The following is a 15,035-nucleotide window of genomic DNA, read 5'->3' as shown; positions in this document are numbered from 1 at the left end:
GGGTTAAATAAATGTGGCTATTTCATCCAGCGATTTTTTATCAAGTGCATGCAGAGGCACCGTTGCATGCTCATCGGGGTAGCCTGCAATTAATAGCATATAAGGACGTTCGTTGTCTTTATCACGGCCACAAATATCGGTTAAAAAGCTCATTGGTTTTGGGGTGTGGGTCAGGGTTGCAAGGCCTGCTCGGTGTAGTGCTTGAATTAAAAAACCAGTGGCCAGCCCTACCGATTCATGTACATAGTAATTAGTGTTTTTATCGTCCGTATTTACACCCCCCTTTTTTTGACTAAACACTGCAATCAACCATGGTGCGTGCTCTAAATAGGGTTTATTAGCATCGGTACCTAATGGTTTCAATGCATCAAGCCATTCTTCGCCTGCGCGACCTTCATAAAAAGAGCGCTCTAGTTTTTCAGCGGCCTCTCGTATTTGCTTTTTAACATCACTACTATTAATGGCTACAAAATGCCAAGGCTGATGGTTTGCACCACTAGGTGCTGTACCTGCTGCTTTAATGCAGGTTTCGATGATTTCTTTTGGCACCTGGCGGTTACTAAAGCTGCGAATACTATGACGGCGCTGGCTCGTTTGTAAAAACTCCTTTGCGCGCGAGAGCATTGCCTCTGGCGGGTATTCTATAAAATCGGTTAATGGTTGGCTTTTGTGATCTTGCATGGCTGTTCGCTTCTTATTTTTAGAGTGTTTTGTTTTTATACCGAGAGGCTCATTTCTAAGCAAGTGTTATTAGAATGAATTTCTGTTTATTTATTGTTACAAAGTTAACTAGTTACTAACTTATGTTCCTGTTTTTAATGTGGTATAAAGCAGCATAAAAATAATACTTACAATTCAAGGAAGTAAAAAATGCTATCAATAACAGGGTTATCAAAAACCTACGACAACGGCGTACATGCACTTCAAGGTGTTGATTTATCAATTGGTAAAGGTATGTTCGGATTACTTGGGCCAAATGGTGCGGGTAAATCGTCGTTAATGCGAACTATTTCTACATTGCAGTCAGCTGATCAGGGCTCTATTACTTTTGATGGCATTGATGTGTTTAAAGACCCACAAGCATTGCGTCAGCGTTTAGGCTATTTACCACAAGATTTTGGTGTATATCCGCGTGTTAACGCTTACGATTTACTCGATCATATGGCTGTTTTAAAAGGTATTCACAACAAAGCAGAACGTAAAGAGTCGGTGGAAGGCTTGCTTGCACATACTAATTTATATCAACATCGCTCAAAAGCCGTTAGTGGTTTTTCGGGGGGTATGCGCCAGCGTTTTGGTATTGCACAAGCATTATTGGGCGACCCTGATTTACTAATTGTTGATGAGCCAACTGCAGGTTTAGATCCTGAGGAGCGAAATCGTTTTCATAACTTGTTAGTAAGCTTAGGCGAGCAAAAAGTAGTTATATTATCGACCCACATTGTTGAAGATGTAGCAGAGCTTTGCCCAAACATGGCTGTACTGGCTGGCGGTAAAATACTATTAGAGGGTAACCCAATTGCCCTTACCGATAAACTGCAAGGGCAAATTTGGCGCAAGGCCATGAGCCAAGAAGAAGCGCAAGAGCTTGAATCACAACTGCCTGTTATTTCAAAACGCTTATTTGCTGGGCAAACCATATTACATGTATTAGCAGAGCAAGCACCCGAAGGCTTTGAAACGAGTAACGCAAACCTAGAAGATGTGTATTTTTCTGCGTTGCTTAATCATCGTAACAGCCAAGTAGCATAAGGGGGCGCTATGTTTTTTAATATGCTTGCGTTTGAACTGCGCTATTTTGTGCGCCAACCTTCGTTTTATGTGACGTCATTAATCTTCTTTTTTATGGCGTTTTTTATAAGCTCTAGTAGTAAGCTTCCGTTAGGCGGGGCTAATGTTCATATGAACTCGCCTTATACCATTATGGTTTTAACGGTTACCTTTTGTACGCTTGCTATGTTTTTAGTGGTTAACTTTGTTGCCAGCTCAGCTATTCGCAACAGTGAGAGCAAAATGGATGAGTTGGTGTTTAGTAAGCCGGTTAACCCTCTTGCTTATCAATCTGGGCGTTTTTTTGGTGCTTACTTAGTGGTGCTAGTTGTTTTTTTAACGGTGCCGCTGGGTGTGTTTTTTGGATCGCAATTTGGTTTATTGGTTGGCTGGCTCGATAGTGAGCTAGTAGGCCCTAATAAGTTAATATATTACACAGCTCCTTTTTTATATTTAGCAATACCCAGCTTGTTAGTACTTTCGGCTATTTTTAATAGTGTGGCTGTGTATTTTAAAACCATGATGGCGGTATATGTTACAGCTGTAGTGATTTTTATAACCTACCAAATAGCGGGCATCTACTTTGATGACTTAGCATTTAGAGATATTGTTGTATACGCCGATCCATTTGGGTCAGGTTCGTTAATTGACTTAACCCGTTATTGGACTGTAAGTGATAAAAATACCGAAGTGTTAACGCTCTCGGGCGATTTTTTGATTAACCGTATTTTGTGGGTAGCAATAAGCTTAGCGATGTTTTTTGGCCTAGGGAAGTTAGGTAATCGCGTAGTAACTAAAAAACAAAAAAAACAATTTGCTGTATCTACGTTTGTAAAAAATAAACAAGCAGCACTTATTAGCAAGGCTAAAAATTACAAATCAAAAGGGATCAATACGCAATCGCAACTAGTAATGCGCAGCTTATTTGAACTTAAGCAGGTTATATTAAGTGCGCCTTTTATGATTTTAGCCGGTGTAAGTATTACTATGTTGCTTGTGCCACTCTTTGCTCCTATTGGCGCGTATGGCACAACGGATTGGCCACTGACACAAAATATGGTGAGCATCATTCAAAACACCTCTAGCTTATTTATGTTTATCATTATTGCTTATTACAGCGCAGAGCTGGTTTGGCGGGAGCGCCACAGTGGTATGGGCGATATTGTTGACAGTTTCCCAGTTCATAACAGTGTGTTTTGGATATCTAAAATTATTGCGTTAATCACTGCGGTTTGTGGTCTTTATTTAGTAGGTATGATGTTTACCATTGCAGTACAACTATTTAAGGGGCAATTTAATCTAGAGCTTGGCCAGTACTTATTTAGGTTAGGTTATCTTACGTTACTGCCTTTAATTATGATGGCTATTTTGGCGTTCTTTTTGCAAATAATTAGCCCTAATAAATATATAGGTATGGGGTTATTTATTCTGTATTACATTGCCCAAATGGTAATGGGTGCTTACGGATTTGAGCATCACATGTATCACTTTTCGCAAAGTAGTAGCGTACCGTATTCTGATATAAACGGTTACGGACACTTTTTACAAGGCGCGCATTGGTACACCTTATATTGGGGCGCATTAAGTGTATTTTTGGCTATTGTTGGGTTTGCTTTATGGCATCGCGGCCCGTCGCAAACATTGCGCACTCGCTTATCTTTAATACGTTACAACATGTCTTTAAAAGGTCAAATTGCTGCCGCTATAAGTTTATTGGTATTTGTGGGAGCAGGTTATAACATTTATCACAACACCCGTATGCTCAACGAGTTTGTAACAAGTGATGATAACGAAACTCTTCAAGTAAGCTATGAACAAGAGTTTTCACAATACAAAGATTTGCCACTCCCTGTAATAACCGATGTTAATTTACACATTGATATTTACCCTAAAAAGCGTGCATTAACCGCCGTTGCAAAAATTAAGTTTACTAATACCGCTAACGAGCCAATAGCCCGTGTGTTAATTAACGAGCCTAACCACGCTAAAAGCTGGGATGTAAAAATGGCCGGCGGGAAAATAGTAGAGCGTTTACCTGAGTTTGATATGGTATGGTTTGAGTTTGAACAACCGCTAATGCCTAATGAAGTACGCGAAGGTGAGCTTTCAGTTTCCCGAGAACATAACGGTTTTGTTGATAGGTATTCAGATACTCAGCTGGTGTATAACGGTACATTTATAAATAATAGAGAGTTATTACCGAATTTTGGTTATCAAAGGTATTTTCAAATTGCGGATAAGTATGAGCGTCGTAAGCACGATTTACCCGAACTTGAACGTGCGCATAAACTAGAAGACAGCCGCTATTATACGCAAAATGAGTTTGGTCCTGATAATGGGTTTATAAGCTATAAAGCAACGGTAACTACCGATGAGTCGCAATTTGCAATTACACCTGGTTACTTAAAAAGTGAGAGTGTAAAAGACGGGCGCCGTACTTTTGTTTATGAAATGGATGCCCCTATTTTAAACTTTTATTCTGTGCTTTCGGCTGAACTTGAAAGCAAAAAGGTTGAGCATAACGGTGTAAATATTGAAGTGTACTACCACAAAGATCATGCATGGAATGTTGACCGTATGATTGAGTCGGTACAAGACTCGATAGATTACTATACCCAAGCATTTGGCCCGTATCAGCATAAGCAGTTACGTATTATTGAGTTTCCAAAATATCGCTCATTTGCGCAAAGTTTTGCCAATACAGTGCCTTACTCAGAAAGTATTGGTTTTGTTACAGATTTAAGGGATGAGAGTAAAGTTGACCTCCCTTATTATGTAACCGCACATGAAGTGGCGCACCAATGGTGGGGACATCAAGTATCAGGGGCTAATGTAGAGGGCAGTGCCGTTATATCAGAAACGCTCTCCCAATACAGTGCGCTTATGGTGTTAAAAAAACGCTTTGGCGCCGAGAAGCTACGTAAGTTTTTAAAATACGAGCTAGACAAATACTTAATGGGTCGTACAGGGGAAGCGTTTGAAGAAATGCCGCTGTATAAAACGCAGGCTCAGCAGTATCTTCACTACAATAAAGGTTCTGTTGTGATGATGGCGCTATATGATCGCTTAGGTGAAAAACGCTTAAATGCAGCACTTAAAGCATTTTTGAATGAGTTTAAATACCAATCAACGCCATACCCCACCACACTCGATTTACTCAGTTATTTAAAACGAGATGCAACAAAAGCAGAGCAACGCTTTATTGATGATCAGTTTAAGTATATAACACTTTATGAGCTTGAAATGAAAGAGGTATCGATTACAGATAGCACTGATAGCGAGGGTTTTTACACGGTAACACTGAGCGTTGAAGCAACGAAACAGCGTGCCGATGGTCAAGGTGAAGAAACCGAACAACCACTTGATGAAATGATTGATATTGCATTATTTAATGATGATCCTGAAAACCTTCTAGCCGAAGACTTTGTGATTTATTCACAAAAACATCAAATAGTGTCAGGTGCAAACACCATCGAACTTAAAGTAAAAGAAAAACCCATGTACGCTGGGATAGACCCTTACATTAAGCTTGTAGATAAAGACAATAAAAATAATTTAGCTAAGTTTTAACGCTAAGTTATTTAAAGGCCGCATTTCGTGCGGCCTTTTGTTTTAGCGAATTGGTATAAAAAGCTTATTTGAAACAGAGAATATAATGCCAATACACAATAATGCTTATTTAAGCGAGTTAGCATAACGCGGAAATATTTAACGGCAGCTAGGTAGTCGTTGATTGACCGAGGCGGGTAATATAGTAGGGCGCTTTAGTAGCTAATCCTAGAGAGGATTACGAGCATTTTTAAACCGCTCTAAACGAGAAAGGGCCTTGCGGCCCTTAGTGTTGCAGCAAGTAACACATTCTTTTTATAAGCTAAAGTCGACAGCGTAGGCTACATAAGCTTTTACATCTGAGCCGTCCATGTCGTTATCTGATAGGCCAAAAGTAAAACCATCTTTAGACACCGAAATACCATAATCAATAATATTGTCATCACCGATGAAATCGCCTGAGTAATGACCTATATGTAGCGCCATTTCTGTGCCATTGCTACCAACAGCAAAGCTGTAATCGGCGTTTAAATACAATGAATCACCAAAATCAGTACCGTCACCATTGGCAGAAGAAGTTGCAAGTACGGCTGCACCAAATGTAAAACCTTGCACACTAATGCTACCGTAGACTTCAGAAAAATCTGCATCTGCACCTGATGCCGCATCAGGGTAGGCATAATAGATATACCCTACGTCATAACTCACGCTTTCATTAAGTGCGCCGCCAAAACCTGCGTATAAGTCTAGCTCGTAGGTCATTTCATCGGCCCAAGACGCATTTGACGCCCACGTACCCGCATAAAAGCCAGATTCATTAGCGTAATCAATACCGCCAGATACAGCTGCATCGCCCCCAGTTTGCTCTTGTCCGCGCCATAAGTAGTTTGAAGTGGCTGCTGCATTTGCTGTTACTTCAGCAAATGCAGTAGTTGATGTCATTCCTGTTAATGCCAATGCACTGATCAATATTGTTTTTTGTAGTTTTAGCATGTCTCATTTCCCATTGTATGATTTTGCACGCCAAGGCTTTTTATTATGAACGACTACAACCTTTTGTTTGGCGGCATTTTATTATGTTACTAATGGGGTATTTGCACTGTGTGTGCCAAATTAAACTTATTCGTTTATAAATTATTTTTATTATTTAAAACAATGTATTGAAAATAATATGAGGTAGGGATAGAAAAGTAATTATTTAGCAGGTTCACTTTGCTGGTGCAAAAAATAGCCTAGCTGCACCATCAAAGCGCTGCTAGGCTATTTTATTTTTCTTGTGGGTTAATTAACCAAAAATGGCACGCATTAGGGTAATTGTTTCGTTAACACCGCGGCCTTTTTGTACTTCGCTAATAATAGAGTCACGTTTAGCACGAATATGCTCTGGAACATCATCAGCAGCAAGAGCGCGATCCACTAAAATCTCAGCAGATTCTTTGCCTCGGCGTGGCGCTTTACTGCTGCTAGAAGTGCTACGTGTAGGTTTATTAAGTAGCTTAATGTAGTTAGAGTTATCTGCAGTATTAGTATCTGCATAGTAAAAAAAGCAAGGTATAAGCGCTTTAATGTCCACCAACTGTGTTTCTAGTTCATTACCAGCATTGGCCATTTTAAACCATGACATAGCGTGAATGCTTTGTACTACATCTTGCCAGTAACGCTCAAAGTCACGGTTATTTAATTTGGTGATACCAAGTGCTGAGCAAAGTGCATCTAAGCGACTGTTACTAATTGGAGTAAACACATCAGGGCGGCGCATTGCTAATAAACGGGTGGCAGGTGCCAGTGTTGGTTTTTCATCACTACCATTAAATGCACTCAAGTAAGCAACTACAAATTGTTGGTAATCACCTATCGCTACATCACCCTTAAGTGGAATGTTGCTAAGCGCATCGTCGAAGGCACCTGGCAGGTCAGCCAGCATCTGGTGAAAACCTTTGGCGCTTTTGGTAGAGGCAAACCATTCTACATCAAAGTTATAAGTACTCGGATCGAGTGATGCCATATGCTTACCGCTAAAAGCGAGTAAGTCTTCAGGGATCATCTCTTTTAACGGCTTTTCACGCAGACCTGCAATATAAGCAGTTAAACGTAATTGCTCATCAAGTGCCACCAGTTCTTTATGTTGCTCTACAAACATACTCACTACTGGCCAAGGTGCTACCCGTAATGTTTTTAACTGTAAAAAGCTAATGGCTGTAATAAGTTGGTCATGCAACTTTTTTAATAATGGTAATTGTTGGGTTTCGAGTAAGTCGTAATTAATACGGTCGCGGCTTGCATTTAATAGCTCGTAACACCAACCTAAAAAGTCTTCTGGATGGTTTTCCACTTTCACAGCCATCAGGTTTAGGCTTAGCTCTGAAGATTGCTTCAGAATGTTTTGATAAATTTGACTTTCTTGCTCGCCTAATGCCATTTTTGACGGTGAAATTAGCAGTTTCTTCATGCCTTGTAGACTCTCCGGTTAGATATACTTTTTAGTCGCTTCATTTTAGCTTAAATAAGCCAGCAGCAACAGGGGCGTGCATCATACCGGAGAATACAGGGGATGCAATCTTGGTAAGTTAATTAACACAAGATTGCATCATTACTGTATTAATCGTGTTCATCGAGTGAAAACAGCCGTTCAACTGAGGTATTAAAGTGCTGTGCTATTTTTAAGGCAATGATCACCGAGGGTGTAAAACGAGATGTTTCAACCGTGCTAATGGTTTTTCGTGAAACATTAATAGCATCGGCTAGTTCTTGCTGTGAAAGCCCTGCCTCTTTACGAAATTCAGCTATATGGTTTTGCATATTATTTCCTAATCGCGGCTTTGCCAAAACAATGAAGTGCCATATGCCAAGAGCATGATACCTAAGTAGAATACTGCCATAGCTGCATGCGAAACCTCACTAGCAATAGCATCGCCTTTATAAAAAACACCAAGCAGGCAAAAAACAAGTGCAAAAATTGAATGTTTATAGGCACTCGTGTCGATAGTATTTAGGAATTCATCTTTATAAGCATATTGAAAATACATTTTTAATGGAAAGCCTGCTTTAGTTATATAAATAGCTATTATAACTATATAAAATAAAACGCCCATTCCAACAGTTAAAAGCCCGTCAATATCTTGTTTTATTACTGAGTTAACACTGAGAAGTAAAAAAACAATACTTGTGCTTATACTAAGAAATATGTTTTGACCCATAAACTGTTCTTCAGTTTTAATATCTTGTTGTTTCATAAAGTCCATCCTGTGGAAGTGTTAATTTATATTTTGTAACCTTTAGGTATCAATATAACCTGTAGGTATCATTTGGTCAATGTTTTTTTGTAACCTAAAGGTATCAAAATGTTTCAGTTACAATTCATATACCCACGTTAGAATGTAGGAAAGTAGATTTTTAGTTATTGGGCAATGCTTTTGGCGCTAACTCCCGCTATGATAAGAACATTATTTGCACGTTTGAAAGGATGATCATGAAGACCTTATTTAAAGTTATTGGTGTCATATTATTGTTATGTATAGCGTTAATTGTTGCTGCACCATTTTTAATTCCTACTGATACCATTTTTAATAAAGTGTCTGAGCAGGTAGAAAAAACAACTGGGCGCACATTAACGATAAAGGGAGATAAAACCCTCAGTGTATTTCCTGCATTAAAGCTGGAGCTTAATGATGTGCATTTTGCCAATATGCCTAGTGGCTCTCGCGCTGATATGGCAAGTATGCAGCAACTTGCTGTTCATATTCCTTGGCTTTCATTACTCGGTGGCGAACTAAAGCTAGAAAAGTTTGTAATTAATGAGCCTGATATTTTGCTAGAAACCGATAAAAGCGGCAAAGCAAACTGGCAGTTATTTGATGCAGTGGCCAAGCAACCAGAGCAACAAACTCAAGCGGGAGAGGCTGTCAAACTACCTGAAAGCTTTGATATTCAATTAGGTGAAGTCGCTATTTATGGCGGGTCATTTACTTATTTAGATGGTCAAACGGGTGCTAAACAAAAAATTAGCGATTTAGAACTGGCTATATTACTGCCTTCACTGCGTAAACAGCTTGAAGTAACCGGTGCTATTACTTATATGCAAGAGCGATTTGAACTTGATGTAAAACTTAATACACCATCAAAAGCGATTGAAGGCGCCACATTTAATGTAAAGCAAACGCTTAACTCACGTTTAGTAGATTTAACGTTTGATGGCAGCATAGCCAAACAAGGCCAAGACATTAAAGGACTTTTAACACTTAACGGTGATTCGGTTAAAAATATTGCTAACTGGCAAGGGGTTGACTTAAACGCTAAAGACAATGCGTTTAACGCCTTTAGCATCAATGCCGAAATGCACTTGCTTGGTGAAGAGTTTAACCTAACTGAATTAGTAGCAACGCTCGATGCACTCGAGATTAAAGGTAAAAGTAAGTTAAATTTAGGCAGTCGCTTAGCTGTTAATGCTGATATTGACTTAGGCATGCTTGATTTAAATCCTTACTTACCTGAAACCGTAGCTAAAAAAGAAGTCCCTGCAAAAGACGACTCTAAGCCTGCAGAGCCAATAGTGTGGGATGATACTAAAATTGATTTAAGTGGCTTGAATGCATTAGATGCAAATGTGATTGTCCGTTCAAGTGGCTTAAAAGTGAACGATATAAAACTCGGCGCAAACCAGTTTACTGTGGCACTAAAAAATAGCGTTGCTAAATTAAGTTTAGACAGCTTTGCGGCTTATGAAGGAACAGGTAAAGGGGTGGTGACTATCAATGCTCAAAATACCCCTTATAAAATAGCAACCAACTTCGATTTAGATAAAATAGACGCACAGCCATTACTTAGCGATGCTGCAGGCTTTGATAAGTTAATGGGCAAAGGGTCGTTAAATTGGAATTTAACTACAACTGGGCAAAGCCAAAAAACGTTTATAAACGCGCTCAATGGTAAATTAGGGTTTAAGTTCGCAGATGGTGCGGTTAAAGGGGCGAACGTAGCGGAAATGGTGCGTAAGGGTAAAGAGCTAGTTAAAGGCAACTTTAATGCCGTGTCTGAGGGACTAGATACAGGATTTGAAGAATCTGAGAAAACTGATTTCTCTGCGCTTTCGGGTAGTTTTAACTTTACCAATGGCGTAGGCAAAAATACTGATTTATCGTTGATCAGCCCTTTAATACGCATTTCAGGTGAAGGAGACGTTGATTTGCCGCAAACTCTGGTTAATTACCGCCTAGTAACAGGTTTAGTAGATTCTATTGAAGGTCAAGGTACTACCGATGATAGCACTGGCTTTAAAATTCCTCTGAGAATAAAAGGCCCATTCCATGATGTTGGTATAAAATTAGATATAGGCAGTGCGGTTAAAGATGAAGCAAAAGAAAAAGCTAAAGACAAAATTAAAGACAAATTAAAAGGTTTGTTTGGCTAATTTTAATTACTGATATAAAACAAGGCACCGTAAAGGTGCCTTGTTTGTTTTATAACCACCTGTAATTTAGATAGATAGCATAAATAACCAGTTTCTAATTTAGCCTCTGCATTAAATTAATTAAAAAATAACCTACCACTCCCCCCTCAATGCTGATACAATTGCCCGCCCTTAAGAGACATCTAGTATGTTTTTTGAGTGGAATTCAATCGAAATGTCTTGATTTTAAACAAATTTAAGACAAGTTGTAATTACTACACCGGAGGTCATTAACATGATCCAAATGCAAACTCAGCTGGAAGTTGCTGATAACAGCGGCGCTCGCAAAGTGCAGTGTATAAAAGTCCTTGGTGGTTCACACCGTCGCTATGCAGCGATTGGCGATATCATTAAAGTTTCTGTAAAAGAAGCGATTCCTCGCGGTAAAGTGAAGAAAGGTGATGTTAAAAACGCGGTAGTTGTGCGTACCAAAAAAGGCGTTCGTCGTCCAGACGGTTCATTGATCCGTTTCGACAGCAATGCGGCTGTTATCTTAAATGATAACTTGCAGCCTATTGGTACTCGTATTTTCGGCCCTGTGACTCGCGAACTTCGTAATGAAAAGTTCATGAAAATCGTTTCACTAGCCCCAGAAGTACTGTAAGGAGTCTATCATGGCAGCAAAAATCCGTCGTGATGACGAAGTAATCGTACTAGCAGGTAAAGACAAAGGTAAGCGCGGCAAAGTGCTTTCAGTTGTAACCGAGTCTGGTCGAGTATTTGTCGAAGGCATTAACTTAATCAAGAAACACCAAAAGCCGGTTCCACAGTTGAACCAAGCTGGCGGTATTGTTGAGAAAGAAGCGTCTATCGACGTATCAAACGTTGCGATCTACAACTCGGAAACGAGCAAAGCAGATCGTGTAGGTTTCAAGATTGAAGATGGTAAGAAATTACGTATCTTTAAATCTACTGGTAAAACTATCTAATAGTTGGAGTAGAATGATGGCGAAACTGCATGAAGTATATAAAGACAAAGTAGTTGCTGAACTTCAAGAGAAGTTTGGTTTCAGCTCTGTCATGCAAGTCCCTCAGATCGAGAAGATCACATTAAATATGGGTGTGGGCGAAGCCTTAGCTGACAAGAAGATTTTAGATAACGCTGTTGCGGATCTAGAAGCTATCTCTGGTCAGAAACCTTTAATCACTAAAGCACGCAAATCTGTTGCTGGCTTCAAAGTGCGTGAAGGTTACCCGATTGGTTGTAAAGTAACCCTACGCGGCGAGCGTATGTGGGACTTTTTTGAGCGTTTGGTTTCAATCGCTATCCCACGTATCCGTGACTTCCGTGGTGTAAGTGCTAAGTCTTTTGATGGACGTGGTAACTACAGCATGGGCGTACGTGAACAAATCATCTTCCCAGAAATTGATTATGATAAAGTAGACCGTGTACGCGGTATGGATATCACAATCACTACATCTGCGAAATCAGATGAGGAAGGCCGTGCGTTGTTAGAAGCGTTTAACTTCCCATTCAAGAAATAAGGGTAGGGTTATGGCAAAGAATTCTATGAAAGCGCGCGAAGCAAAGCGCACTAAACTAGTTGCTCAGTACGCTGAAAAGCGTGCAGCACTAAAAGCTATCATCAGTGATGTTAATACATCTGAAGATGATCGTTGGGACGCGGTACTTAAGCTACAAGCTTTACCTCGTGATTCTAGCCCTGCACGTCAACGTAATCGTTGTAACATTACGGGCCGCCCACATGGTTTCCTTCGCAAATTCGGCATGAGCCGTATTAAAGTTCGCGAAGCAGCTATGCGCGGTGAAATTCCTGGCCTTAAAAAGGCTAGCTGGTAATAGAATCATGGGAGTAAGACTATGAGCTTGCAAGATCCTATCGCGGATTTATTTACACGAATCCGTAACGGTCAGTCAGCGAAGAAAGTATCTGTAACGATGCCTAATTCGAAACTGAAAGTAGCAGTAGCTAATGTATTAAAAAATGAAGGTTACATCGCAGACTTCGCAGTAAGTGGTGATGTTAAACCTGAGCTTTCTATCGAGTTAAAGTACTTCGAAGGCAAAGCTGTTATTGAAAATATCCAGCGTGTAAGTCGCCCTGGTCTACGTATCTATAAGAGACGTGACGAATTACCGAAGGTAATGGGTGGTTTAGGTATCGCTATCGTATCAACTTCTAAAGGCCTAATGACAGACCGCGCAGCACGTAGTGCAGGCGTTGGTGGTGAAATCATTGGTTTTGTAGCTTAATCGGAGGGGAACTATGTCTCGCATAGCAAAGGCACCAATAAACGTTCCTGCCGGTGTAGAAGTTACATTAAAAGGCCAGGAAATCACAGTTAAAGGCAAAAACGGTGAACTTACTCGTACAATCAACGATGCAGTTGAAGTACAAGTTAACGACAACGTTATTACAACTTTACCTCGTGAAGGCGTAGCCAATGCATGGGCACAAGCAGGTACTGCTCGCGCTCTAATCAACAACATGGTTGTTGGTACGCATGAAGGTTACGAGAAGAAACTTCAGTTAGTAGGTGTTGGTTACCGTGCTGCAGCTAAGGGCAAAGTTTTAGACTTAACTCTTGGTTTCTCGCACCCAGTTAATTTCGCAGTTCCTGAAGGAATTACGATTGAAACTCCAAGCCAAACAGAAGTTCTAGTTAAGGGCGTAGACAAGCAGTTAGTTGGTCAAACAGCTGCTAACATTCGTGCATACCGTAAACCTGAGCCTTATAAAGGTAAAGGTGTTCGTTATTCAGATGAGAATGTACGCCGTAAAGAGGCTAAGAAGAAGTAAGGTAAGACGATGGATAAAAAAACAGCTCGTCTACGTCGTGCTAAACGCACTCGTAGAAATTATATTGAACAAGGCACAACGCGTCTTGTTATCCACCGCACGCCACGTCACATTTACGCTCAAGTTGTAAACGCTGAGGGTAATGTACTGGCTGCTGCTTCTACTGTTGAGAAAGCTATTAGCGAAACAGTTAAAGGCACAGGCAACGTTGCAGCTGCACAAGCAGTTGGTAAAGCGGTTGCTGAACGTGCGGCTGACAAAGGCATCGAAAAGATTGCTTTTGATCGCAGTGGCTTTAAATATCACGGCCGTGTGAAGGCGCTAGCTGATGCTGCGCGTGAAGCCGGTTTGCAATTCTAGGAGTAGACAATGGCTAACGTAGAAGCAAAGCAACAACAGCCTGATTTAGCTGAAAAGCTAATCGCGGTGAACCGTGTGTCTAAAGTAGTTAAAGGTGGTCGTATCTTTAGCTTTACTGCACTAACTGTAGTTGGTGATGGCGCAGGTAAAGTAGGTTTCGGTTATGGTAAAGCACGTGAAGTTCCAGCTGCTATTCAAAAAGCAATGGAAAAAGCACGTCGTAACATGATCAACGTAGACCTAAATGGCAACACATTACAGCATCCTGTTAAAGGACGTCATGCTGGCTCACAAGTGTTTATGAAACCAGCATCTGAAGGTACTGGTATCATTGCAGGTGGTGCTATGCGTGCAGTACTTGAAGTGACTGGTGTGCAGAACGTACTTTCTAAATGTTACGGTTCTACTAACCCGATCAACGTTGTACGTGCAACGATCTCAGCACTTGAGAACATGAATTCTCCTCAGTCGATCGCTGCAAAACGTGGTCTTCGAGTAGATGAGATTTTGGGGTAAACCATGGCTAATAAAACTGTAAAAGTAACACAAGTAAAAAGCTCTATCGGTCGTTTACCGAAGCATAAAGCTACATTACGCGGTCTTGGTTTACGTCGTATCAATCACACTGTTGAGTTAGAAGACACAGCATGTGTGCGTGGTATGATTAACCAGGTTTATTACATGGTTAAGGTAGAGGGGTAATTCGATGCATTTGAATACACTTTCACCTGCTGCAGGTTCAAAAACTGCTCCAAAACGTGTTGGTCGTGGTATCGGTTCTGGTCTTGGTAAGACTGGTGGCCGTGGTCACAAAGGTCAAAAATCACGTTCTGGCGGTAAAGTACGCGTTGGTTTCGAAGGCGGTCAAATGCCTATGCAACGTCGTCTACCTAAGTTCGGTTTCACTTCTCGCAAATCTTTAGTATCTGCAGAAATTAACCTATACGAAATCGCTAAAGTTGAAGGCGATGTGGTAGACCTAAGCGCGTTACAAGCAGCTGGTCTAGTTAAAAAGAACGTTCAGTTCGTTAAAGTTGTTAAATCTGGCGAAGTTTCACGCGCTGTTACCGTTAAAGGCCTTAAGGCTTCTAAAGGTGCACGCGAAGCTATCGAAGCTGCCGGAGGCAAGGTAGAAGACTAAGGAAGTA

At 40.6% G+C, this 15,035-nt stretch carries 18 protein-coding genes; 13 read left to right on the top strand and 5 right to left on the bottom strand.

What is annotated here, in order from left to right; all coding sequences use genetic code 11:
* Positions 1–3 precede the first annotated feature (3 nt).
* The gene (locus tag ACNSN3_RS13765; protein WP_138594046.1) at positions 4–681 is read right to left on the bottom strand and encodes a nitroreductase family protein; all 678 of its coding nucleotides are present in this window, start codon (positions 679–681) and stop codon (positions 4–6) included.
* 189 nt (positions 682–870) lie between these two features.
* Here ACNSN3_RS13765 and ACNSN3_RS13760 point away from each other — a divergent pair, with 189 nt between their 5' ends.
* Together ACNSN3_RS13760 and ACNSN3_RS13755 are read left to right on the top strand one after the other, a co-directional pair.
* Complete coding sequence (locus ACNSN3_RS13760; protein ID WP_010392484.1) at positions 871–1,752, top strand: ABC transporter ATP-binding protein; 882 nt, start codon at positions 871–873, stop codon at positions 1,750–1,752.
* A 9-nt stretch (positions 1,753–1,761) separates the two neighbouring features.
* A complete protein-coding gene (locus ACNSN3_RS13755) occupies positions 1,762–5,340 on the top strand; it encodes an ABC transporter permease/M1 family aminopeptidase (RefSeq protein ID WP_054202854.1) in 3,579 nt (1,192 codons plus the stop codon).
* Positions 5,341–5,634: 294 nt separating this feature from the next.
* Here ACNSN3_RS13755 and ACNSN3_RS13750 read toward each other — a convergent pair whose 3' ends face one another.
* The 4 genes from ACNSN3_RS13750 to ACNSN3_RS13735 form a co-directional block, all read right to left on the bottom strand.
* Positions 5,635–6,312, bottom strand: a complete 678-nt coding sequence (locus ACNSN3_RS13750) for a TorF family putative porin (RefSeq protein ID WP_418607758.1) — start codon at positions 6,310–6,312, stop codon at positions 5,635–5,637.
* Between the two features lie 292 nt (positions 6,313–6,604).
* Positions 6,605–7,768, bottom strand: coding sequence for a hypothetical protein (locus ACNSN3_RS13745; RefSeq protein WP_418607756.1), 1,164 nt, complete (start codon positions 7,766–7,768; stop codon positions 6,605–6,607).
* A gap of 149 nt (positions 7,769–7,917) precedes the next feature.
* Positions 7,918–8,118: a helix-turn-helix transcriptional regulator gene (locus ACNSN3_RS13740; protein WP_010392491.1), complete on the bottom strand. Its 201-nt coding sequence runs from the start codon at positions 8,116–8,118 to the stop codon at positions 7,918–7,920.
* A gap of 8 nt (positions 8,119–8,126) precedes the next feature.
* The gene (locus tag ACNSN3_RS13735) at positions 8,127–8,552 is read right to left on the bottom strand and encodes a hypothetical protein (RefSeq protein WP_418607755.1); all 426 of its coding nucleotides are present in this window, start codon (positions 8,550–8,552) and stop codon (positions 8,127–8,129) included.
* A gap of 236 nt (positions 8,553–8,788) precedes the next feature.
* On the opposite strand from ACNSN3_RS13735, the gene ACNSN3_RS13730 reads away from it, so the two are divergent.
* From ACNSN3_RS13730 to rplO, 11 genes are all read left to right on the top strand, one after another.
* On the top strand, positions 8,789–10,726 hold the full coding sequence (locus ACNSN3_RS13730) for an AsmA family protein (protein ID WP_418607753.1): 1,938 nt from the start codon (positions 8,789–8,791) through the stop codon (positions 10,724–10,726).
* Positions 10,727–11,000: 274 nt separating this feature from the next.
* Positions 11,001–11,369, top strand: coding sequence for a 50S ribosomal protein L14 (gene rplN, locus ACNSN3_RS13725; protein ID WP_008115397.1), 369 nt, complete (start codon positions 11,001–11,003; stop codon positions 11,367–11,369).
* Between the two features lie 10 nt (positions 11,370–11,379).
* Entirely contained in the window at positions 11,380–11,694 is a 315-nt protein-coding gene (rplX, locus tag ACNSN3_RS13720; protein ID WP_004589210.1) for a 50S ribosomal protein L24, read from the top strand.
* A gap of 16 nt (positions 11,695–11,710) precedes the next feature.
* A complete protein-coding gene (rplE, locus tag ACNSN3_RS13715; RefSeq protein WP_010392500.1) occupies positions 11,711–12,250 on the top strand; it encodes a 50S ribosomal protein L5 in 540 nt (179 codons plus the stop codon).
* Positions 12,251–12,260: 10 nt separating this feature from the next.
* Positions 12,261–12,566: a 30S ribosomal protein S14 gene (gene rpsN, locus ACNSN3_RS13710; RefSeq protein WP_006794245.1), complete on the top strand. Its 306-nt coding sequence runs from the start codon at positions 12,261–12,263 to the stop codon at positions 12,564–12,566.
* A gap of 21 nt (positions 12,567–12,587) precedes the next feature.
* The gene (gene rpsH, locus ACNSN3_RS13705) at positions 12,588–12,980 is read left to right on the top strand and encodes a 30S ribosomal protein S8 (RefSeq protein WP_008115392.1); all 393 of its coding nucleotides are present in this window, start codon (positions 12,588–12,590) and stop codon (positions 12,978–12,980) included.
* A gap of 13 nt (positions 12,981–12,993) precedes the next feature.
* Positions 12,994–13,527 (top strand): 50S ribosomal protein L6, encoded by a 534-nt coding sequence (rplF, locus tag ACNSN3_RS13700; protein WP_006794247.1) that lies wholly within the window; start codon positions 12,994–12,996, stop codon positions 13,525–13,527.
* Between the two features lie 9 nt (positions 13,528–13,536).
* Entirely contained in the window at positions 13,537–13,887 is a 351-nt protein-coding gene (gene rplR / locus ACNSN3_RS13695) for a 50S ribosomal protein L18 (protein WP_008115388.1), read from the top strand.
* A 9-nt stretch (positions 13,888–13,896) separates the two neighbouring features.
* Complete coding sequence (gene rpsE / locus ACNSN3_RS13690) at positions 13,897–14,403, top strand: 30S ribosomal protein S5 (RefSeq protein WP_008115387.1); 507 nt, start codon at positions 13,897–13,899, stop codon at positions 14,401–14,403.
* Positions 14,404–14,406: 3 nt separating this feature from the next.
* Positions 14,407–14,589 (top strand): 50S ribosomal protein L30, encoded by a 183-nt coding sequence (gene rpmD / locus ACNSN3_RS13685; protein WP_008115384.1) that lies wholly within the window; start codon positions 14,407–14,409, stop codon positions 14,587–14,589.
* Positions 14,590–14,593: 4 nt separating this feature from the next.
* Positions 14,594–15,028, top strand: a complete 435-nt coding sequence (rplO, locus tag ACNSN3_RS13680) for a 50S ribosomal protein L15 (protein WP_008115382.1) — start codon at positions 14,594–14,596, stop codon at positions 15,026–15,028.
* Positions 15,029–15,035 lie beyond the last annotated feature (7 nt).

It is taken from the genome of Pseudoalteromonas sp. US3C1004, assembly GCF_048401065.1.
Taxonomy (GTDB): domain Bacteria; phylum Pseudomonadota; class Gammaproteobacteria; order Enterobacterales; family Alteromonadaceae; genus Pseudoalteromonas; species Pseudoalteromonas undina.
This window is presented reverse-complemented; position numbering and strand designations above follow the sequence as displayed.

What these genes read in the sequence shown, in the direction of transcription:
- ACNSN3_RS13765 (WP_138594046.1), bottom strand. Translation starts at nt 681, where the DNA reads ATGCAAGATCACAAAAGCCAACCATTAACCGATTTTATAGAATACCCG.
- ACNSN3_RS13760 (WP_010392484.1), top strand. Translation starts at nt 871, where the DNA reads ATGCTATCAATAACAGGGTTATCAAAAACCTACGACAACGGCGTACAT.
- ACNSN3_RS13755 (WP_054202854.1), top strand. Translation starts at nt 1,762, where the DNA reads ATGTTTTTTAATATGCTTGCGTTTGAACTGCGCTATTTTGTGCGCCAA.
- ACNSN3_RS13750 (WP_418607758.1), bottom strand. Translation starts at nt 6,312, where the DNA reads ATGCTAAAACTACAAAAAACAATATTGATCAGTGCATTGGCATTAACA.
- ACNSN3_RS13745 (WP_418607756.1), bottom strand. Translation starts at nt 7,768, where the DNA reads ATGAAGAAACTGCTAATTTCACCGTCAAAAATGGCATTAGGCGAGCAA.
- ACNSN3_RS13740 (WP_010392491.1), bottom strand. Translation starts at nt 8,118, where the DNA reads ATGCAAAACCATATAGCTGAATTTCGTAAAGAGGCAGGGCTTTCACAG.
- ACNSN3_RS13735 (WP_418607755.1), bottom strand. Translation starts at nt 8,552, where the DNA reads ATGAAACAACAAGATATTAAAACTGAAGAACAGTTTATGGGTCAAAAC.
- ACNSN3_RS13730 (WP_418607753.1), top strand. Translation starts at nt 8,789, where the DNA reads ATGAAGACCTTATTTAAAGTTATTGGTGTCATATTATTGTTATGTATA.
- rplN (WP_008115397.1), top strand. Translation starts at nt 11,001, where the DNA reads ATGATCCAAATGCAAACTCAGCTGGAAGTTGCTGATAACAGCGGCGCT.
- rplX (WP_004589210.1), top strand. Translation starts at nt 11,380, where the DNA reads ATGGCAGCAAAAATCCGTCGTGATGACGAAGTAATCGTACTAGCAGGT.
- rplE (WP_010392500.1), top strand. Translation starts at nt 11,711, where the DNA reads ATGGCGAAACTGCATGAAGTATATAAAGACAAAGTAGTTGCTGAACTT.
- rpsN (WP_006794245.1), top strand. Translation starts at nt 12,261, where the DNA reads ATGGCAAAGAATTCTATGAAAGCGCGCGAAGCAAAGCGCACTAAACTA.
- rpsH (WP_008115392.1), top strand. Translation starts at nt 12,588, where the DNA reads ATGAGCTTGCAAGATCCTATCGCGGATTTATTTACACGAATCCGTAAC.
- rplF (WP_006794247.1), top strand. Translation starts at nt 12,994, where the DNA reads ATGTCTCGCATAGCAAAGGCACCAATAAACGTTCCTGCCGGTGTAGAA.
- rplR (WP_008115388.1), top strand. Translation starts at nt 13,537, where the DNA reads ATGGATAAAAAAACAGCTCGTCTACGTCGTGCTAAACGCACTCGTAGA.
- rpsE (WP_008115387.1), top strand. Translation starts at nt 13,897, where the DNA reads ATGGCTAACGTAGAAGCAAAGCAACAACAGCCTGATTTAGCTGAAAAG.
- rpmD (WP_008115384.1), top strand. Translation starts at nt 14,407, where the DNA reads ATGGCTAATAAAACTGTAAAAGTAACACAAGTAAAAAGCTCTATCGGT.
- rplO (WP_008115382.1), top strand. Translation starts at nt 14,594, where the DNA reads ATGCATTTGAATACACTTTCACCTGCTGCAGGTTCAAAAACTGCTCCA.